The 21,106-nt window shown below is 39.4% G+C and carries 16 protein-coding genes; all 16 read left to right on the top strand.

Features of this window, described 5'->3' with window-relative positions; translation table 11 throughout:
- Window positions 1-18: 18 nt before the first annotated feature.
- A complete protein-coding gene (locus tag H5089_RS13215) occupies window positions 19-531 on the top strand; it encodes a YcgN family cysteine cluster protein (protein ID WP_004334734.1) in 513 nt (170 codons plus the stop codon).
- Window positions 531-1,043, top strand: coding sequence for an RNA methyltransferase (locus H5089_RS13210; protein WP_024595017.1), 513 nt, complete (start codon window positions 531-533; stop codon window positions 1,041-1,043). Before H5089_RS13215 ends, H5089_RS13210 begins: the two co-directional genes overlap by 1 nt.
- A 78-nt stretch (window positions 1,044-1,121) precedes the next feature.
- Window positions 1,122-2,012, top strand: coding sequence for an ABC transporter substrate-binding protein (locus tag H5089_RS13205; protein ID WP_182712389.1), 891 nt, complete (start codon window positions 1,122-1,124; stop codon window positions 2,010-2,012).
- 88 nt (window positions 2,013-2,100) lie between these two features.
- Window positions 2,101-3,357: a sugar MFS transporter gene (locus H5089_RS13200; protein ID WP_182712388.1), complete on the top strand. Its 1,257-nt coding sequence runs from the start codon at window positions 2,101-2,103 to the stop codon at window positions 3,355-3,357.
- A gap of 256 nt (window positions 3,358-3,613) precedes the next feature.
- A complete protein-coding gene (locus H5089_RS13195) occupies window positions 3,614-5,503 on the top strand; it encodes a methyl-accepting chemotaxis protein (RefSeq protein ID WP_182712387.1) in 1,890 nt (629 codons plus the stop codon).
- Between the two features lie 5 nt (window positions 5,504-5,508).
- Window positions 5,509-6,591 (top strand): GGDEF domain-containing protein, encoded by a 1,083-nt coding sequence (locus H5089_RS13190; protein WP_182712386.1) that lies wholly within the window; start codon window positions 5,509-5,511, stop codon window positions 6,589-6,591.
- Between the two features lie 13 nt (window positions 6,592-6,604).
- Window positions 6,605-7,219 (top strand): DsbA family protein, encoded by a 615-nt coding sequence (locus H5089_RS13185; RefSeq protein WP_182712385.1) that lies wholly within the window; start codon window positions 6,605-6,607, stop codon window positions 7,217-7,219.
- A gap of 251 nt (window positions 7,220-7,470) precedes the next feature.
- Complete coding sequence (locus tag H5089_RS13180) at window positions 7,471-8,223, top strand: DUF3450 domain-containing protein (RefSeq protein ID WP_182712384.1); 753 nt, start codon at window positions 7,471-7,473, stop codon at window positions 8,221-8,223.
- A 10-nt stretch (window positions 8,224-8,233) separates the two neighbouring features.
- Window positions 8,234-9,601, top strand: a complete 1,368-nt coding sequence (locus tag H5089_RS13175; RefSeq protein WP_004334754.1) for a MotA/TolQ/ExbB proton channel family protein — start codon at window positions 8,234-8,236, stop codon at window positions 9,599-9,601.
- Between the two features lie 3 nt (window positions 9,602-9,604).
- The gene (locus H5089_RS13170) at window positions 9,605-10,132 is read left to right on the top strand and encodes a MotA/TolQ/ExbB proton channel family protein (protein WP_010552929.1); all 528 of its coding nucleotides are present in this window, start codon (window positions 9,605-9,607) and stop codon (window positions 10,130-10,132) included.
- Window positions 10,133-10,185: 53 nt separating this feature from the next.
- Entirely contained in the window at window positions 10,186-10,599 is a 414-nt protein-coding gene (locus tag H5089_RS13165; RefSeq protein ID WP_004334764.1) for a biopolymer transporter ExbD, read from the top strand.
- A gap of 12 nt (window positions 10,600-10,611) precedes the next feature.
- Window positions 10,612-11,217, top strand: coding sequence for an energy transducer TonB (locus H5089_RS13160; RefSeq protein ID WP_024597386.1), 606 nt, complete (start codon window positions 10,612-10,614; stop codon window positions 11,215-11,217).
- A gap of 44 nt (window positions 11,218-11,261) precedes the next feature.
- Entirely contained in the window at window positions 11,262-12,590 is a 1,329-nt protein-coding gene (locus H5089_RS13155; RefSeq protein ID WP_182712383.1) for a lipopolysaccharide assembly protein LapB, read from the top strand.
- Window positions 12,591-12,886: 296 nt separating this feature from the next.
- On the top strand, window positions 12,887-16,975 hold the full coding sequence (locus H5089_RS13150) for a hypothetical protein (RefSeq protein WP_182712382.1): 4,089 nt from the start codon (window positions 12,887-12,889) through the stop codon (window positions 16,973-16,975).
- 64 nt (window positions 16,976-17,039) lie between these two features.
- On the top strand, window positions 17,040-19,736 hold the full coding sequence (locus H5089_RS13145; RefSeq protein ID WP_182712381.1) for a TonB-dependent receptor domain-containing protein: 2,697 nt from the start codon (window positions 17,040-17,042) through the stop codon (window positions 19,734-19,736).
- A gap of 202 nt (window positions 19,737-19,938) precedes the next feature.
- Window positions 19,939-21,078 carry an aspartate-semialdehyde dehydrogenase gene (gene asd, locus H5089_RS13140; RefSeq protein WP_004334779.1) on the top strand — a complete coding sequence of 380 codons (1,140 nt, stop codon included), beginning with the start codon at window positions 19,939-19,941 and terminating at the stop codon, window positions 21,076-21,078.
- Window positions 21,079-21,106: the final 28 nt, after the last annotated feature.

Raw genomic sequence — 21,106 nt, 5'->3', positions numbered from 1 at the left:
AGGGGGCACGAGTAAACTATGTTTGATCAACAATTAGCAAATACACAATTTTGGCTTAAAAAAAGCTTAAGCGACATGAGTCAAAACGAATGGGAAGCCATTTGTGATGGATGCGGAAAATGTTGTTTAAATACGTTTATTGATAGCGAAGATGAAGACGAATTTACCGCCACCGATCAGTTACGCGAAGGTGAGCAATTAATATTTACTAATATTGTATGTCAGTATCTTGATAACAACACCTGTGGTTGTAGCGAATATGAAAACCGCCAAACGCTTGTTCCTTCTTGTGTAAAACTCACAAAAGAAAACCTTAAAGACATCTTTTTTATGCCACAAAGCTGCAGTTACCGTCGTTTACATGAAGGTCGTGGTTTGGCTTCTTGGCATCCGTTATTAAATAATGGTGATAAAACAAAGATGCATGAGCTAGGTATTTCTGTAAAAGACAAAACAGTAAAAGATTGCGATGTAAAGCTCGACGACTTTGATTTGTACATTGCAGAATGGCCAACAAAGGACGTAGATTAATGAGTAAACAACAAGCCGTAATTGGTTTAATCAATCCTAAAAGCCCGACTAATGTTGGCGGTGTATTGCGAGCAGCTGGCTGTTATGACGCTAAACAAGTTTTTTTTACAGGCAATCGCTACTTAAATGCCAAAAAGTTCCATACAGATACAAAAAATGTAGTGGAGCGTATTCCTTTAACCGAAACAGATAATTTAGAAGCAATAAAGCCACAAGGCGCAACGGTTGTGGTTATTGAGCTTATTGAAGGTGCAACACCTTTACCTGAGTTTAAACATCCTGAAAATGCATTTTATGTATTTGGCCCCGAAGATGGCTCTGTATCAAAAGACGTCTTAAAGTGGTGCGATGAGGTTGTTTATATTCCAACTATTGGCTGCATGAACTTAGCAGCAACCTGTAATGTAGTTTTGTATGATCGCTTAGCTAAATTAGGCGGCGTTGAGAGTAGTGACGATACTATTATTAGCTCTCGTGATACAAACAATAAAATGAGGTGGCAAAAAAGCTGATTAGTTAAGGTTTATTTGTGCAAAAGTGTTAGTAGTAGCTAAACTTAAAAACACTATTAATCACAAATAGATACTAAAATGCGCTGGTTTTATTTTATATTATTGCTAACAACTAGTAATAGTTTTGCTGAAACATCGGTTGAGTATTTTCAAAATGGTACTCAACACACTTTAACTGGGTATTCCCATAAATCAGGGGTGCTCTATGAAGCTAAAAACTCCAAACAAACACTTCATCTAGCCACACTCGATTGGCCTCCCTATATTGGTAATAATGTATGTAATAAAGGCTGGGTTTATCAATTTTCAATTGCCTTGTTAAATAGTAAGGGCTACAGCGTATATATTGAATTTTTGCCTTGGGCAAGAGCGGTACGAAATGTAGAACTAGGCAGGGCTGACATACTAATGCCTGAATACTTTATAGAAGATACAGCCCCCTCCGATTATGTTGATGGTAAAACACGTCGAGAATTACTCGGCTTATCTAATTCGTTTAAAGGTGGCGAAATTGCTTTTTTAAAAAGGAAAGGCGATACAGACCATTTCACAGGAAACTTGAACTCGCTCAAAGGGCTTAAGATTGGTGTTGTTCGAGGGTATCAAAATACGCCAGAGTTTGATGCCATGATGGACAATGGTGAGTTTGAAGTTATTGCCTCTGTTGATGACTTACAGCTTGTTAAGCTACTGACTGCTAAACGTGTTGATTTGGTTATAGGCGATCCTCAAGCTTTGAAATCATCTGTGGATTACTCCTCTTTAACTAAACCTGAAAAACAGTCTTTGCTTTCTTCCATTGAGCAAGAAAGCATTCCTTTGCAATATAACTCGTTATATTTTGCCATTAGTAAGCGTGCACATAATTGGCTTTTAGTATTAGAGGATATAAACGAAGGGCTTTATCAGTTTAATAACAGTGGCGAAATAGACCGAATTGTTAGAGCGACCAACACGCAATGTGAATAACGACACTGGAACGTTCCATAAGTGCGCTGACTAATTTATATTTAAACATGTAAAATCGTTTTCAATTTGTTAATGGAGTGAAAACGACGTGAGTGAAATAAATACAAACCAATCATTCGCGGTCAACGAACAGCCAAATAAAAATTATCTGTTTCCACTGACTGCAATGACGACCCTATTTTTTTTATGGGGTTTTATTACTGTTTTAAACGATGTACTAATACCACGATTAAAAGGCGTATTTGATTTAAGCTTTTTTGAAGCGATGCTAGTACAGTTTTGCTTTTTTGGTGCTTATTTTATTGTTTCTATCCCTGCGGGTATTTTAGTTAAGCAGTTTGGTTACAAAAAAGGGATTTTAACCGGTTTAATTGTGGCTTCAATTGGCTGTATGTTGTTTTACCCTGCTGTTGTAGTACATGAGTATTGGCTATTTTTAGGCGCTTTATTTGTACTTGCCGCTGGTGTAACGGTACTTCAGGTTTCTGCTAACCCTTATGTTGCTGCTCTTGGGCCTGAAAAAACAGCTTCTTCTCGTTTAAATTTGGCACAAGCACTTAATGCGCTTGGTACTACTGTTGGGCCTTATGTAGGTGGTTTATTATTTTTTGGTACAGCAGGTAGTCTAGCCGCTTCTGCAGCAACTGCTGAGTCTGTAAAAGTTCCTTACTTAATGCTTGCTGGCGCCTTATTGCTTATCGCTATTATATTTGCCTTTATAAAGCTTCCAGAAATTGAAGCCCATAAAGAAGAAAATAACGCTTCAGTAGAATCTCGTTCATTAACTCAAGCACCGCACTTAACTATGGGTGTACTTGCTATATTTTGTTATGTAGGCGGGGAGGTTGCCATCGGCAGCTTTTTAGTAAATTACTTTGGTGAGGCACACATAGCAGGGCTTGAAGAGCATACCGCGGCCGCACTTATTAGTTATTATTGGGGCGGGGCAATGGTAGGGCGTTTTATTGGCTCTGTTTTATTACAAAAAATAGCGCCTTCTAAGGCTATCGCATTTAATGCATTCAGTATTATTGCGCTATTATTGATCACAATTTTTACTCAAGGTGACGTCGCTTTATATTCAGTTTTGGCAATTGGTTTATTTAACTCAATTATGTTCCCGACTATATTTTCGGTTGCTATCGAGCGACTAGGATCATTGACTAGTAAGGGTTCTGGTTGGTTATGTTTAGCAATTGTTGGTGGTGCACTTGTACCATTACTGCAAGGGTTTATAGCTGACACAGTTAATATACAACAAAGCTTTGTTGTACCAATGTTATGTTATGTATTTATTGCATGGTACGGATTAAATGTTGTTCGCTTAGCAAATAAGTGGAAATAACAGACTATACAAAAGTGACTGAATACGTATTCAGTCACTTAAAAAGCTATATTTAATAGGAACGTTCCACAGGTAATTAATACGAGTCATAATTTATCTCAATATTAGTCAGTTACCCCCTACAGCCTTTTGTTTTTAATCCTTTATCCTTATTTTTATCTAATAATCTAGTCGCAAGCCTTATTTATTAGGACATTTTGCTAAATTTTTGCTAAAACTGTATGGATAATAACGATAAATAATAAAAAGGATGTATATGCTTAACTCGTTGAAATTTACTTCCAAAGTGACTATTGCAGCCTCTTTAATTTTGGTTTTGGTGCTAGGGTTATTTACTTTTAATAACTACATTGCAATGCGCAAGCAAACAGAGCAGCAGTTAAGCCTAGTATTACAACAAAACTCAGAATCTGTTTCACAAAATATAGCGAGTTGGTTAAATGCAAAGTTGGCGATTGTAATATCAATTGCTAAAACCCATAAAGCGAATGATTCTAAAGCACTCACCCTTTCACAATTAAATACAGCAGAGCTTGCTGGAAGCTTTAAAAATACGTATATAGGTAAATCTAGCGGCACGTTTATATTAAACGATCAATCAGTTGTATTACCTCCAGATTTTGATGCGACTTCTCGTCCTTGGTATAAATTAGTCGAAAACAAATCAAATACCGCTTTTACAACTCCTTATATCGATGTAACCACTAACGAGCTTACAATTTCAGCGGTAGTACCCATACTCCAAAATGGTCAGTTTAGCGGCGTTGCAGGTGCCGATATTGATATGCTGACCGTGACAAAAATTATCAACGATATTGACTTTTTAGGACTCGGTTATGGTTTTTTACTCGATAATAAAGGCCAAGTGTTAAGCCATCCAAATGCTCAGTTAAACTTAAAAAATACATCAGACATATTTGGCACGAATACGCCTTTACAAAGTGAGTTTACCCAGTACGAGATAAACGGAGAGTCTAAGCTTATTTCGTTTACAAAAATTAGTGGTATTGAAAACGTAGATTGGTACCTAGGTGTTGTTATAGACAAAGATAAAGCGTATGCCAGTGTCTCTAATTTTGGCCAAACCGCAGCTGTTTTTATGGTGATAGGAATTATCACTATTATAATTATGATGCAGCTTTTATTACGCTATTTAATGCAGCCAATGAATCGTTTAAACGATGCTATTAAAGATATAGCACAAGGTGAGGGCGATTTAACAAGGCGTTTAACCGTTGAAAACGACGATGAATTTGGCGATTTAAGCTATTCATTTAATATTTTCATCGAAAAAATTCAGCATTCAATAGAACAAGTAAAAGAGTCTACAAAGCAATTAGATACAGCTATTGAGAGCTTGGTATCACAAACACATTCTTCGCTGTCTATGTATGATGATCAAAGTAAACGAACCGATAGCGTTGCAGCAGCTATCAACCAGTTTTCTGCCACATCAATGGATATTTCAAGTAATGCAGAGAGTGCATCGCAGCTTGCTAAAAATGCAGATGAACACTCAACACAAAACCAAGAAGCATTAAGCCACAGTGTTGCATCTATCCACCAGCTCTCGGGTAATATGGAAAAAGCTCAGCAAACTATAAACAGTTTAAATACGCATACAGCCAGTATTGGCCAAGTGCTTGAAGTTATTAAAGGTGTAAGCGAGCAGACTAATTTATTGGCACTTAATGCCGCAATTGAGGCGGCTAGAGCAGGAGAGGCGGGACGCGGTTTTGCCGTTGTAGCAGATGAAGTTCGCCAATTAGCGCACCGCACTCAACAGTCAACGCAAGAGATTGAAGACACGGTTAGTCAGTTGCAAAAAGGCTCAAACCTTGCTGTAGAGCTTATGAAAACAAGCCTTGAAGGCAGTGAAAAAAGCGTGCAACAAGCCGATGCTGTTGGCAATTTAATGAGCCATGTTATACAAGCGATTCAACAAATTAACGATGCAAATCACTCTGTGGCCACTGCAACAGACGAACAAAACCAAGTTGTTAAGTTATTAGATACAGATATTCAAACAATTAATTCGCTTTGTATACAAGGCAAGGCCAACTTAAATGACACGCTTGACGAATGTACCAAACTAAAACAACAGTTTAGTGCTTTAGAAAATATGGTTCAAAAGTTTAAAGTATAAAATTAATGACTAAAAAAAATGTGAATAAACCAAATTGGCTCAGTCTGATAAATATCGACAGTGTTTATAGCTCAGACATGCAACGCAAAGCGTTTTCTTTATTTACCATGATTGGGATTTCAATTGTGGTGATCGCAGTATTAGTGTTTTTTAATTATAAGCTTTATTCGCCACTACTGACCGCTTCATTAATTATCGTTAACATTACAAATATATGCTGTTCTATCTACTTTATAAAAACGGGTAACCTGCAAGTTGTGGCATTAATAAGTATGAGCATTGTGTGCATGATGTTTATTGCACTTGTTTATACCGGCGGTAAAGATAATACCGCGCTATATTGGCTAATGTTTTATCCTGTCGTAACGTTTGCATCTTTAGGGGTTAGATTAGGTGCTTGGTTAGGCTGTACCTTACTGTTTTCTTGTATTGTTATTTTATACGGCCCTGACTTTGGTCAAGTTAGCTATGGCAACGTAGAAAAAACACGTTTTATAGCGTCCTTTTCTATGGTGTTTTTATTCTCATTTATTGGTGAGTATTTTAGGCATAAAAGCCACATGGCTATTGCCGATATTACGCTAGAGCAAAAACAAGATGCTTATACTGACCCCCTTACTGGCATAGCAAATAGGCGTTTTATTACCTCTCATTTTTTAAAGCTTGCTCAAACACGCCCAGAGCAGTACTTACCTTTTTCAATTTTGTTAATTGATTTAGATAATTTTAAATCTTTAAACGATACGTATGGCCACGATTTTGGTGATACGGTATTGATAGAATTTACCAAACTTCTTGAGTCTCAATTTTTGGCAACTGCGTTAAAGGCCCGTTATGGCGGTGAGGAATTTGTTGTTATTTTACCGCAGCTCACAGCCTCTGCAGCCTCTGTAATTGCGAACAAATTTCGAGAAGCCGTGGCAGGGCATGTTATATTTACTGATGACAAGCAGCGTATTTCAATCACCTGTAGCATTGGTATTTCCCAAGTAAATAAAGTAACTGATTATGATGATTCATTAAAGCAAGCTGATGAAGCTCTTTATAGTGCAAAGGCTTCAGGTCGCAATAGAGTCGTCTCGAACTAGTTGAAGGATTAATATGTCTCAAAGTAAATTAATATATGTTCATGACCCTATGTGTAGTTGGTGCTGGGGTTACTCACCAACCTGGCTTAAGCTAAAATCAGAGCTTGCTGGTAAAGTAGCAATTGAATATAAAGTAGGTGGATTAGCACCTGATAGCCAAGACCCAATGCCACAAAATATGAAAGAGATGCTTGAGGGTACTTGGCATAAAATTTCAGCGCAGTTAGGTACGCAATTTAATTATAACTTTTGGCGCGATTGCCAGCCAAGGCGTTCAACGTATCTCGCATGCAGAGCTGCACTTATAGCGCGTAAAACTGATAAAGAAGCTCAAATGATTGCTGCAATTCAACATGCTTATTACTTAAACGCGCAAAACCCGTCTGATGAAAGTACATTAATTAGTTTGGCTGAAAAAATTGGCTTAAATAAAGATGAGTTTTCGGCGCAGCTAGCGTCAAGCGAGCTTAATGATGAATTTAAAGCTGAGTTATCCTTTGTTCGCACTTTACCAATTCAAGGTTTTCCCTCACTGGTGCTTATTAAAGATAATAAAGCTTACCCTATAGAAATTAATTATACCGATTGGCACTATTCCCTTAATCAAATTAATTCAATTTTGGATTAACCACCTTCTTGCATCTTCTTAATAGGGGGTATTTGGCCAGCAAGTACCCTTATTCGCGTTAAAACCTCCTTGTAAGTCTCAATTGTTACCATTGTCATAAAAGCGACTTTTTTGCGCAACATCCTTGTCATGTTTCATCTATAAACTCCTGCTCATTGAATTATTAAGTCATAAATTATTTATATAACAAAGTTTATGACCTAAAAAAACAAACTAGCAAATCCGCTAACTAACGAGTAAAGGTGTATGCGATGAAAGGCGTTAAACCATTAATCTTAGCTGGTATTGTGGCCGTAAGTGCAGCAGTACACGCAAACGATTTAGATAAGGTTATTGATAAAAGCAGTGAAATTAATAAATCAGCTGCGCAATCACAAACAAAAATAGACAAGATTGCAGATTCAATGCAAGGACGTTTACAGCAATTTAAAACCCTCAATAAAGAGATTGATGGTTTAGCTGTATACAACGCCCAGCTAACTAAACAATTAAATAATCAAATAGAAGAGATGGAATCTTTAAACCTGTCAATGGATCAGGTTTCTATTATTGAACGTCAAATTACGCCGCTAATGCTTAGAATGATTGAAGGTCTTGAGCAGTTTGTATCTTTAGATATTCCATTTTTAGCTGATGAGCGCACTAAGCGCGTTACGTCTTTAAAAGAAATGATGAATCGTGCTGATATTAACTCAAGTGAAAAATTTCGCCGTGTACTTGAAGCGTATCAAGTAGAAGTAGACTACGGGCGCACTATTGAAGCTTATACCGCACTTTTAAATGTGGATGACAAAGAGCGTGAAGTTGATTTTTTACGCATTGGCCGTTTAGAGCTTATTTACCTAACACGCGATGGCAAAAAAGCAGGTAGCTGGAATGCAGAGACAAAATCATTTGAAGCATTACCAGACTCTACAATAAGCCAAATTAATAAAGGTTTACGCATTGCGCGTAAACAACTTGCCCCAGATATGTTAACTCTGCCAGTACATGCAGCAGAATAAGAGGTTGAAAATGAAATTGTTTACTCAAATGACAAAAATAGCTCTTTTTGCTGCAAGCCTAAGCATTACTGGTGCAAGTATAGCGGCAGAGCCAATGAACTTAGATTCATTACTTAAAACGCTCGAAAATGGTAAATCAGCTCAAAGCGAGCAGAATAAACAACGTGAACAAGAGTTTGCTGCTCGCCAAAACGAGCAAGTACAAACACTTAAAAATACCCAAGCAAAGCGCAATCAAATGCTGGTGGAATCTGAACGTCTAGAAACGCAATTTGAAGAAAACGAAGTAAAACTTGCTAACTTAACAGACACGCTTTCTAAACGAATGGGTTCGCTTAAAGAGTTGTTTGGCGTGTTACAGCAAGTAGCAGGGGATTCTAGTAATAAATTTGCTACATCAATAGTATCTGCTCAGATTGCTGGGCGCAGTACGTTTATGGATGACCTTGCTCAAAAGATGGGTTCAACTTCAAAACTTGCGTCAATAGAAGATATTGAAAAAGTATGGTTTGAATTACAACGCGAAATGACCGAGCAAGGTAAAGTAAGTCGTTTTAACGCAAGTGTTATTGTTGAAGGCGGTACTAAAGCACAGCAAGAAGTTGTGCGAGTGGGGGCATTTAACCTTATATCAAACGGTAAGTATTTAGAGTTTAATTCCTCGACTAATTCTTTGAGTGAATTAACACGTCAACCTGTATCGCGCTTTACTGCAACAGCAGAAGAGCTACAAAGCACTAAAAGTGGCGTGGTGCAATTTGCACTTGACCCAACAGGCGGCTCTATTCTTGGTTTGTTAGTACAAGCACCTGATACACAAGAGCGTGTTCATCAAGGTGGCACAGTGGGTTATGTGATTTTAGGCGTGGGTGTTATTGCACTTCTTATATCACTTGAGCGTTTTTTCTCACTATTGATTATGGGCGGTAAAATTCGTCGCCAGCTTAAAGATACAGTTGCACGTGATGACAATCCGCTTGGACGCGTAATGAAAGTAAAAGATCAATTTCCAAGTGTTTCACACGACACACTGGAGCTTAAACTAAGTGAAGCTATTTTACGTGAAATGCCAAAAGTGACGCGTAATTTAACACTTATCAAAATCATCTCTGTTGTTGCGCCGCTATTAGGTTTATTAGGTACGGTAACCGGCATGATCAATACATTCCAAGCAATCACCTTATTTGGTACTGGGGATCCTAAGCTTATGGCGGGTGGTATTTCTCAAGCGCTAGTAACAACGGTATTGGGCTTAGTGGTCGCCATACCAACGGTATTTTTATACACCTTACTTAATACGCGCGCTAAAAATATCTTGTTAACTATTCAAGAGCAGAGCGCCGGTATTATTGCAGAGCGAAGCGAGAAAGGAGCATAAACCATGGTGCTATTGATTGATTCAATCAATGCTATCCGTGATTTTCTCGACACTGGTGGCCAAGTTCTCTTGGTCATCGGGGTGTTAATCTTCGCGATGTGGTTATTGATACTCGAGCGATTTATTTACTTTTTTAATGGTTTTAGAAGCTATAAACACGCTCTTAAAGCCAATTGGATTAACCGTGCAGAACGAGATAGCTGGAATGCAGAGCAAATACGCGAAGCTATGATATCGCGAGCTGGTATGCGCTTAAACACCAATCTTTCTTTGATTAATGTGATGGTTGCTTTGTGCCCGCTACTTGGTTTGTTAGGCACGGTGACGGGCATGATAGAAGTGTTTGATGTAATGGCAATTACTGGCACAGGTAGTGCCCGCTCAATGGCATCAGGGGTATCTAAAGCAACTATTCCGACAATGGCAGGCATGGTAGGTGCGTTATCTGGGGTATTTGCCTCAACGTACTTACAACGAAAAGCTAAGCGCGAAGTAGAACTACTACAAGACAGCATGGTTTTAGACCATTAAGCAAAATTTTGATAAGCGGCTTATATAAAGCCACTTATCCTAGGAGAATAAAAATGAGAGCCCCGTTAGGAAACCTATTTCAAGAAGACGAAGCTGAAGAAATAAACATGACCCCAATGTTAGACGTTGTATTTATCATGCTTATTTTCTTTATTGTAACTGCCTCTTTTGTTAAAGAAGCCGGTATTGATGTAAACCGCCCAGAAGCCGCAACAGCTGTTAAAAAAGAGCGTGCTAATATTTTAGTGGCTATTTCTGATACAGGCGAGATTTGGATTAATAAACGTCAAATTGATGTACGCGCAGTACAAGCCAATATCGAGCGTTTAAAAGCAGAAAATCCACAAGGTAGCGTTGTGATTCAAGCAGATAAAAAAGCCACTACCGAAATGTTAATAAAGGTGATGGATGCCTCGCGCGCGGCGGGCGCATTTGATGTATCAATTGCCGCACAAGATGCGTCTTAAGGGCTAGTTATGTTGCGATATTTAGTTGCATTAGTGATAGCCGGTGTAGTGACCTTTATGTTGTTTTTAGGCATGCAGGCACTGATCACTGGCGGTGAAGGCGCTATGACGGATCCGGTAAAGGGTAACGTACTTGATTTTGTTCGCTTGAAAAAAGAAGAAACCGTACAAAAAAAAGAGCGTAAGCCACAAAAGCCACCAACACCAAAAGAGCCGCCACCACCAATGGAATCACCGCAAATGCAAAATAGTGATGCTACAGCAAATGCTAACAACTTTGACTTTGGTGCCAATGTAGATGCGGATGTAAATTTAGCCGGCGGGTTAGCACTTGAAACAAGTGATGGTGAATACTTACCGATTGTAAAGGTGGCCCCAGTTTATCCGCGCCGTGCGTTATCACGTGGCATAGAAGGCTACGTGATTGTTGAATTTACAGTAACTAAACAAGGCACTGTACGCGACCCACAAGTAGTAAAAGCAGAGCCTGAGTCACTCTTTGATAGAGCCGCGATGGATGCAGCCCTTAAATTTAAATATAAACCGCGCGTAGTAAACGGTGAAGCCGTTGAAGTTGCGGGTGTTCAGAACAAAATATCTTTCCAAATTAGCGGTTAATTAGTAATTAACCACGAGTAAACGGACAGAAATGCGAGGCGATTATGAAATTACTACCTACAGCTAAACTTTTAAAGTTAACACTATTTTGTACCGCTGTGATCAGTACAAGTATTGTTACACCAAGTGCTCTAAGCCTAATTCCAGGGCTACATGTAGCTACGGCATATGCAGAGCAAGAACAAAAAACGAAACGTGTACCAGCACTACGTGAAAAGGTTTATAGCCAGCTTGCTCGTGCCCAAAAACTTGCAGACGATGGTGATGTTAAAGGTGGACTTGAAGCGCTTGATAGCATTCAAGAGCGAGCTGCAAGCATGAACTCGTACGAAGTGGCAATGATGCATAACTTTTACGGGTTTATTTATTACAACGAAAACGACTTACCAAAAGCGATTGCCTCGTTTGAAAAAGTGGTAGCTGAGGAAGCCATTCCTGAGTCACTTCGTTTAAGCACTACATTTAGCTTGGCTCAACTGGCTATGGCTAATAGTGATTACACTAAAGTTATCTCTTTTTTAGATGATTGGGACAGTATTAACACTCAGCCTAAAACAGAAGGCTACTACTTGTTAAGGGCTCAAACATACTATCAGTTAAAAGATTATAAAAAAGGGCTTGAGTACATATCTCAAGTGATTGCTTTAAGCGACAGCGAAGGCAAAATCCCTAAGGAAAACTGGTTAGTACTACAGCGTGCAATGTATTACTCGCTTAATCAAACTGACAAAGTTGTTGAAGTGCTTGAGCGCATGGTAAAGCTTTATAATAAGCCTGAGTATTGGGTGCAGTTATCGGGTATGTATGGTGAAACAGGTAGGGAAAAACAACAGTTGGCGGTAATTGAAGCCGCTTACCAGCAAGGATTTTTAACCTCTAAATCTGATTTACGCCAATTAGCGCAAGTGTATTTATACAATGGTTTAGCGTTTAAAGCTGCAAAAGTGATGAGCGATGCCATTGATAAAGATATTGCTGAAAAAACAGCAAAAAACTACGCTTTTGTTGCCGAGGCGATGATCCAAGCTAAAGAAGATGAAAAATCTATTACCTACTTTGCAAAAGCTGCTGATTTATCTGAGCACGGTAAATACGATCAACGTTTAGCCGAAGTATTTGTAAATACAGAGCAATATGAAGAAGCCGCCGATGCAGCGCGTAAAGCACTTGATAAAGGTGGCCTTGATTTTGAATCAAATGCATTTGTTGCACTGGGTATGGCGCAGTACAACATGCAAAATTTTGATGCATCAATTTTAGCGTTTGAGCAGGCAGAAAAACATAAAAAATCTCAGCGTTTAGCACAGCAGTGGATCAAATATGTAAAGCGCGAAAAAGTGCATGCAGAAACACTTAGAACAGCTTTACTGTAAATTTTAAAGCGCTTTACTAATTAACAAGTAACGCGTGTAAAACCAGTTCATAATCGCAACACTAAAACCGCCTCAGGGCGGTTTTTATCGTCTCTAAAAGCATCCAATTATTTGATTTTAAATAAGTTACCTTTGTCATCTTATGGTTATTAAACTGTAACTACTTTGTCATAAGTCTCCCGTATTGTATCCGCAGCTAAACTCAAGTGACCTTAAAGCATTATTTAAGTGTTTTATGGTGACTTGAGTTTATTTGAGCACCTAAAAAATAATTAAATACTTTAACGGAGTGAACAATGAAATTATCTGACTTATTCAAAGTAAGTTTGATTGCAACTGCAGTATCTTTAGCTGGTTGTGGTGGAGACTTAGTAGTATCTGAAGGCGACACAACTATTAATGAAGGTGATACAGTAACTAACGTTATTGAAGGCGGTGGCGATACAAGTGGTGAAACGTCATCACGTGATGATTCACAAAATGCTACCACTGGCTTTCCTACTGATATTGATAATGCACTAACTCAAGGTTTAGCAACTGATGTTTCTAGTGAGTTTACATCTATTACAGATAAGCCCGTATATCGCTTAGCTGCAGATACCGTGTTCACTACTGATGTATCGTTAACAAACGACGCACACTGGATCTTAAATGGCCGTACTGCGGTTGGTAATGATCGCGCAGATAACGCCAAGCTTTATATTCAGCAAGGTACAACGATTATTGGCGAAACAGGAGATGACTTCCTAGTTGTTCGTCGCGGTTCACAAATTGAATCGGTAGGGACTGTAAGTCAGCCCATTACAATGACCTCAATTCAAGATGTTACAGCTCAAGAAACAACGATTGGTCAGTGGGGCGGTTTAGTATTATTAGGTAACGCGCCAGCAAATTCTTGCGGCGACCAAGAAGGTGAAGCAACAGCTGATGAACTTGCTAATTGTGGTGTATCGGCTGAAGGTGATGCTGGTCAGTTTGGTGGCGATATCAGTGATGATAATTCAGGTACTTTAAAGTATGTACTTGTTAAGCAAGCCGGTAAAACGTTAGGTAATGGTGATGAGTTAAATGGTATTACGTTTGCCGGTGTTGGTTCTGCAACTACGGTTGATTATATTCAAGTACATGAAAATCTTGATGATGGTATAGAGTTCTTTGGCGGCACAGTTAATGTGAGCAATGTTGTACTTACAAATATTGGTGACGATTCGCTAGATTGGTCTTTTGGTTGGACGGGTTCGGCTACAAACGTTTATATTCAGCAAGCGGCTAACGTAGGCGATAACGCTATCGAAGCTGATAACTCTGAGTTTGATTCAAGTGCAACACCATTAACTTTACCTACTATTTCAAACGTTACAATTGTGGGTGCTGAGGGCAATAACGGCATTCGTTTACGTGCGGGTACTGCTGGGGTTCTTAAAAATGTATTTGTAACGGGCCCAGCTACTTATGAAAACTGCTTACGTGTAGGCTCTGATTCAGTACCTCGTGCAGAGGATGGCACACTTACGATTACAAACTCTATTGTTGCTTGTCAAACTGCAGCGAATAACTTTGGCAGCGAAGTTATTAACGGTGGCGATGTACAATCTTGGTTTGAAGGCCAAGACGCTAACCAAACACTTACCCCAGCTGATTTAATGCTAGATGACAACGGTTATACACCTCTTGCTGGCTCGCCGCTTATTGCAAATACGCAAGTTGGTGCATTTAATGGCTCAACTAATTGGATGGAAGGTTGGACTGTTGGTATTAATGGTGGCTTCCCTACTGATATTGATAATGCGCTATCACAAGGTTTAGCCTCAGACGTATCTAGTGAATTTCCGGAAATTACAGATAAGCCAGTATATCGCTTAGCTGAAGATACAACGTTTACAGCGGATGTAACACTTACAAATGACGCACATTGGATTTTAAATGGCCGTACAGCAGTAGGTAATGACCGTGCAGACGCTACAACACTTTATGTTCAAGCCGGCACGACATTAATTGGTGAATCAGGTGATGACTTTTTAGTTGTTCGTCGTGGTTCGCAAATTAACGCAAATGGTAATGCAACTGCACCTATTACAATGACATCTATTGAAGATGTAACAGGCGCTGAAACAACAATTGGTCAATGGGGCGGTTTAGTACTTTTAGGTAATGCTCCTGCTAACTCGTGTGGCGATCAAACTGGCGAAACGACGGCTGAAGAACTTGCTAACTGTGGTGTATCTGCAGAAGGTGATGCAGGGCAATTTGGTGGCGAAATTAGCGATGATAACTCAGGTGTTCTTCGTTATATTGTTGTTAAGCACGCAGGTAAAACTCTTGGTAACGGCGATGAGCTTAATGGTATTTCGTTTGCGGGTGTAGGCTCTGCAACAAAAGTAGAATATATCCAAGTTCATCAAAATCTTGATGATGGCGTTGAGTTTTTTGGTGGTACTGTAAATGTTCGTAACATAGTACTTACTGATATTGGTGATGATGCATTTGATTGGTCGTTTGGTTGGACTGGTCGTGCGCAAAATATTTATATTCAACAAAGTGCTGTTGGTGGTGATAACGCTATTGAAGCGGACAACTCAGAATTTGATTCAAATGCTACACCTTTAACAAAGCCACTAATTTCTAACGTAACAATTGTAGGTGCTGATGGTACTAACGGTGTTCGTTTACGTGCAGGTACAGCGGGCTTTCTACGTAATGTAGTAATTACAGGACCTGAAGGTTACTCAAACTGTTTACGTGTGGGTTCTGACTCTGTAGCAAATGCAGAATCTGGAGAGCTTTCTATTGAAAACTCAGTAGTGGCATGTAGTGAAGATAATAACTTTGGTAGTGAAACAATTGGTGGTGGTAACGTTCAATCTTGGTTTGAAGGCCAAACAGGTAACCAAACGCTTACAGCTGCTGCCCTTAGTTTAGCAACCGATGGCTTTACACCTAAATCTAGCTCACCATTATTAGGTTCGGGTGTTGATTCGTCAGACCTTGATTCGTTCTTTACTAAAACAGATTATATTGGTGCGTTTGATGGCGATAATAACTGGATGGATGGTTGGACAGTCGCTATAACGCCAAGTTTTCCTGATGATATTCAAAACGCCTTAGAGCAGGGTTTTGCTACTGATGTATCAGCGAGCTTTCCTGAAATCACAGACAAGCCAGTTTATCAGTTAACTTCTGATGTTGTATTCACTTCAGACGTAACATTAACTAACGATGCCCATTGGATTCTAAAAGGCCGTACAGCCGTAGGTAATGACCGCGCTGATGAAACGACTTTATATGTTCAATTTGGTACTACGCTTATTGGCGAGTCGGGTGATGACTTTTTAGTTGTTCGCCGTGGTTCTAAAATAGAGGCTGTGGGCAGTGCAACTCAGCCAATTACTATGACGTCTATTGAAGATGTTACTGGTGGCGAAACGACTATTGGTCAATGGGGCGGTTTAGTGCTTTTAGGTAATGCACCGGCTAACTCGTGTGGCGATCAAGAAGGCGAAGCTACCGCTGATGAGCTTGCAAACTGTGGTGTGTCTGCTGAAGGTGACGCTGGCCAATTTGGTGGTAATGACCCAGAAGATAACTCAGGTACTTTAAAATACGTGGCAGTTAAACAAGCAGGTAAAACGCTAGGTAACGGAGATGAGTTAAACGGCATTACGCTTGCTGGTGTTGGTCGTCAAACAGAGCTTGATTACATTCACGTTCATGAAAATCTGGACGATGGTGTTGAATTTTTCGGTGGTACTGCAAACATCAGTCACCTGGTTTTAACTAATATTGGTGATGACTCACTAGATTGGTCATTTGGTTGGACGGGTAAAGCGCAATACGTACTTATCAAGCAAGCTGACTCAACAGGTGATAATGCAATTGAGGCGGATAACTCTGAGTTTGATTCAAGTGCAACTCCACTCACAATGCCTACAATTTCTAATGTTACTATTATTGGTAATGTTGGGGTTAACGGTATACGTCTACGTGCAGGCACTGCGGGTATGCTTAAAAACGTGGTTGTGACAGGCGGGGCAGATTATTCAAATTGTTTACGTGTAGGTTCAGATTCAGCTCCTCGCGCAGAGGATGGTACATTAACTGTTACTCACTCAGTTGTTGCATGTGAAACAGCAAATAACTTTGGTACGCAAGCAATTGGTACTGGTAATGTTGAGTCTTGGTTCTTAGGCCAAACAGGTAACTCTGTGCAAGCAGCCACAGACCTTGGTTTAGCAGATAACGGATATATGCCTTCGGCTGAGTCATTACTGTTAGGTAATGGTTTTGATTCTTCAAGCCTAGATAGTTACTTTGATTCAGTAGATTACATTGGTGCAATGGATGCACAAACAGACTGGACAGCAGGTTGGGTTAAGGTAGGTCTTTAATCCAAACCACATTATAGCCGAGCGAAAGCTCGGCTAATGTCTTGTTTTGTTTCGGAGTATAAAAATGAAATCTTTTAAACCCTCTTCTCTTGTTCTATGTAAACTAAATTGCGCAGTTATGGCTGCAATTATGGGGCTATCAGTAAACACAGCTATAGCAGCCGAAGCCGAAGAGCAAGAAATAGAAGAAGTAGTTGCTGTTGGCCAGCGACTAAAAGGTAGTGCAGGCGCAGTACTACAAGAGCGTCAAAATCAGGCATTTGTTGCTGATATTATGGGTGCTGATCAAATATCACGCACAGGTGATGGCGATGCAGCTTCAGCGCTTCGTCGTGTGACTGGTTTAACTTTAGTCGATGGTAAATATATTTATGTTCGTGGTTTGGGTGAGCGTTATTCAAGTACCCAACTTAATAGCATGTATGTTCCAAGCCCAGATCCCACTCGATCAGTTGTTCCACTGGATTTATTTCCATCGGATATTATTGAAAGTTTAAGTGTGCAGAAATCGTTTTCTCCTGATATGCCAGCGCACTTTGGTGGTGGTAATGTAAATATACGCACCAAATCTATTCCTTCTGATTTTTTGTTTAAAATACAGTTAGGTACTTCATATAACACCTCTAACAGTGACACCGGTTATTTTTACAGTGGTGGTGATGATGATTGGATGGGGCGCGATGATGGTACACGTGCTTTACCTTCATTAATTTCTACAGCGCTTAAAAGTGATGCAGGACTTGAAGGTGACAGCAGTACTACGCTTGAGCAGCGTCAAGCGCTCCTACAATCTCTAGATTGGCAAGTTGGACCTACTGAGAAAGACGTTGATCCAGGCATGAATTTTTCAGTAGCACTAGGTGATAGGTTTGAGTCTGAAGTAGGTACTTTTGGCGTTCTAGCCGCTGTTTCCTATGACAATGAATGGGAAGTAGTTAAAGAGCAAAGCGGTACAAATTTAGGTAGTTTGGGCTGCGAAGATAAATGTTTTGCACAAACTTATGATGGCATATCTACTGAACAAACCGTTCGTTGGAGTGGCACATTAAATTTAGGTTATGAATTTAATAATAACCATAAATTTGAACTAACGAATATAGCGCTTCATGATATGAGTGACAGAGTGCGTAATCGTGACTTTTTCGATGCTAACGAGTCTGAAGAAGGTGTTACAGAGTTACGCCGTGTTGACGTTATGTATGAAGAGCGTGAAATGTTCTCTACGCAGCTCAAAGGGACGCATAATTTTCCTGAATTAGAAAATTTATTTTTTGATTGGTATGCAGGTACAAGCCGCGCCAACAGGGATGCTCCAGGTGCGTTAGATGTTGTTTTTCAAACTAACTTAAATGATGGTGTATTTGAATCAGAGCAGTTACAAGATGTTGCTGCTACTAACGTAACGCGTGATTATCAAACTTTGCATGATGACGTAGATACGTATGGTTGGAATATGGGCATCCCGTTTTATGGTGATGGCTATGAGTTAGAGCTTAAGGTGGGTGGCGATTTTTCTGAAAAAAAACGTGATGCAAGTAATATTCAATTTGGTATTACGCACCGTGGTATAACAGATGAATATACATTTGGCTCAAACATAGACCAAATTTTTTCTGACGAAAATTTAGCTAATAGTGATTTTTATACAAGTATTACAGGCTCTGGTATTTTTGATGATGGTACCGCAGATGGTGATAAGTACAGCGCTGCACATAAGTTAGACGCTTATTATTTTATGGCCGACTTTTTCTACGAAAACACATGGCGTATAACCGGTGGTATTCGTTGGGAAGACTTTTCTCAAATATCAGTGCCTTTTCAGGCTCATACTAATTTCTTTGATGGAACAATTGAAGAAGTGAGCGAAGTTGCAATAAAAGAAGATAACTTTTTTCCTTCTTTAGCAATTACTTATATTATGGATGAAGAAATGCAGTTTCGCTTAAACTTAAGTGAAACGACGATTCGCCCAGATATGCGTGATGTAAGCTCAACTTATTATGTTGACCCACTAACAGAGTTTTTAGTGCGAGGCTCGCCTACACTTCAAAGCTCTAAGCTAAAAAATGCTGACTTTAGGTTTGAGTGGTACATGCCTTCTGGAAACAATCTATCAGTTGCTTTGTTTTATAAAGATATTGAAAACCCAATTGAAATGGTTGAGTTAGCGGGTGTTGGTGGAGCTGCTCCGCAATTACTAACAGCAAATGCGCAGTCGGGTGAACTAACAGGTATTGAGGTAGACTTTTTAACTGACTTTAGTTTTATTCATAATGATTTATCTGCCATATTTTTATCAGGTAACGTTACTCTATCGGATTCAAGTGTTGAGCTTGGCATAAACGATGCTGATGGGGTTGATTCATTATTTGAACAACAACTAAAAGAGGCGTTGGAAGCTGACTCTGTTTCTAACATTGTTACTAATAATAAACGTCGTTTAGTTGGTCATTCTGAATGGGTAGCAAACTTACAAATGGGTTATGACTCTGCTGATGGTTTTCATTCTACCTCAGTTGTTTATAACGTGTTTGGGCCGCGCATAATCGTACCAGGTACGCGTGGTAACGAAGACGCAGAAGAAAAGTCATTTCATTCTCTTGATTTAGTTTATTCTTACTTCCCTAACTTTAATACTAAAGTTAATTTTAAAGTTAAAAATATACTTGGCCAAGAAAAAGAAATTGAACAAGAAAACTTAACACTTTGGCGTCAAGAAGAAGGCACTGAGTTTAGTTTAAGCTTTAGCTACGAGTTTTAATTTTCTACCCAAGGAAGGGGGATATAATAAAACCTAATTACCTATTAGCCCTGTATTTAATACAGGGCTTTTTATGACTATGAAAAATATTTAAGTTCTACTTTATTCACTAGTTTTAGCGCGCTGGTGGTGTTATTTTGACGTTAATGAAAATTAAATCTCACGCAATGAATTTAATTTTTAATGTATTAAGGCATCTTTTATGAATCAAACAGTGGAACAAACAATGAAAAAAGTAGGATTAGTCGGTTGGCGTGGCATGGTTGGCTCTGTGTTATTAGAACGTATGCAGCAGCAAAGTGATTTTGCCCATATCGACACCACCTTTTTCACCACCTCACAAGCGGGTCAACTAGGCCCTGATATAGCAGGCGACGCAAAACCATTGCTAGATGCAAGTGACATTAGCGAACTTGCTAAAATGGATATTATTGTTACTTGCCAAGGCGGTGACTACACCAATGCGGTATATCCAAAATTACGCGAGTCGGGTTGGGATGGTTACTGGATTGATGCAGCTTCAGCACTGCGTATGAGTGAGGACAGCATAATAGTGCTAGATCCCGTAAACAAAGATGTTATTGAACAAGGCTTAGAGCAAGGCGTTAAAACGTTTGTTGGCGGTAACTGTACAGTATCGCTAATGCTACTTGCATTAGGCGGTTTATTTGAGCAAGACCTAATTGAATGGGTAAGCCCAATGACTTACCAAGCAGCCTCTGGTGCTGGTGCACGAAATATGAAAGAGCTTATTGCACAAATGGGCGCTATTCATGCAAGTGTTGCCGAGCAATTAGATAACCCAAGCTCTGCTATTTTAGAAATTGATAAAATAGTCAGTGAAACAATGGCTTCAAAAGACTTACCACAAGACCAATTTGGTGTGCCATTAGCGGGCAGTTTAATCCCGTGGATTGACGTACCTATGCCAAGCGGTCAGTCTAAAGAAGAGTGGAAAGCGCAAGTAGAAGCCAACAAAATTTTAGGCTCTTCTAAGCAACCAGTGCCAATTGATGGTTTATGTGTTCGTATTGGCGCTATGCGTTGTCATTCACAAGCGATGACCATTAAATTACGTGAAGATATTAGCGTAGAAAAAATTGAAGAAATTTTAGCGTCTCATAATGAGTGGGTTAAGGTAATTCCAAACGAGCGTGAAATTAGTGCCACAGACTTAACACCGGTTAAAGTAACGGGCACTTTAAGCATTCCTGTTGGACGTATTCGTAAATTAGCTATGGGACCAAAATACATTAGCGCATTTACAGTTGGCGATCAGCTTTTATGGGGCGCGGCAGAGCCACTTCGTCGTATGCTACGCATAATTGTTGATGGTGAGTAATACCAATTCGCAATAATACTTAATCAAT

Source organism: Pseudoalteromonas sp. SR45-1 (assembly GCF_014163655.1).
Taxonomy (GTDB): Bacteria; Pseudomonadota; Gammaproteobacteria; order Enterobacterales; family Alteromonadaceae; genus Pseudoalteromonas; species Pseudoalteromonas distincta.
Note: the sequence above shows the minus strand (reverse complement) of the source record. Positions and strands in the feature narration are given on the sequence as shown.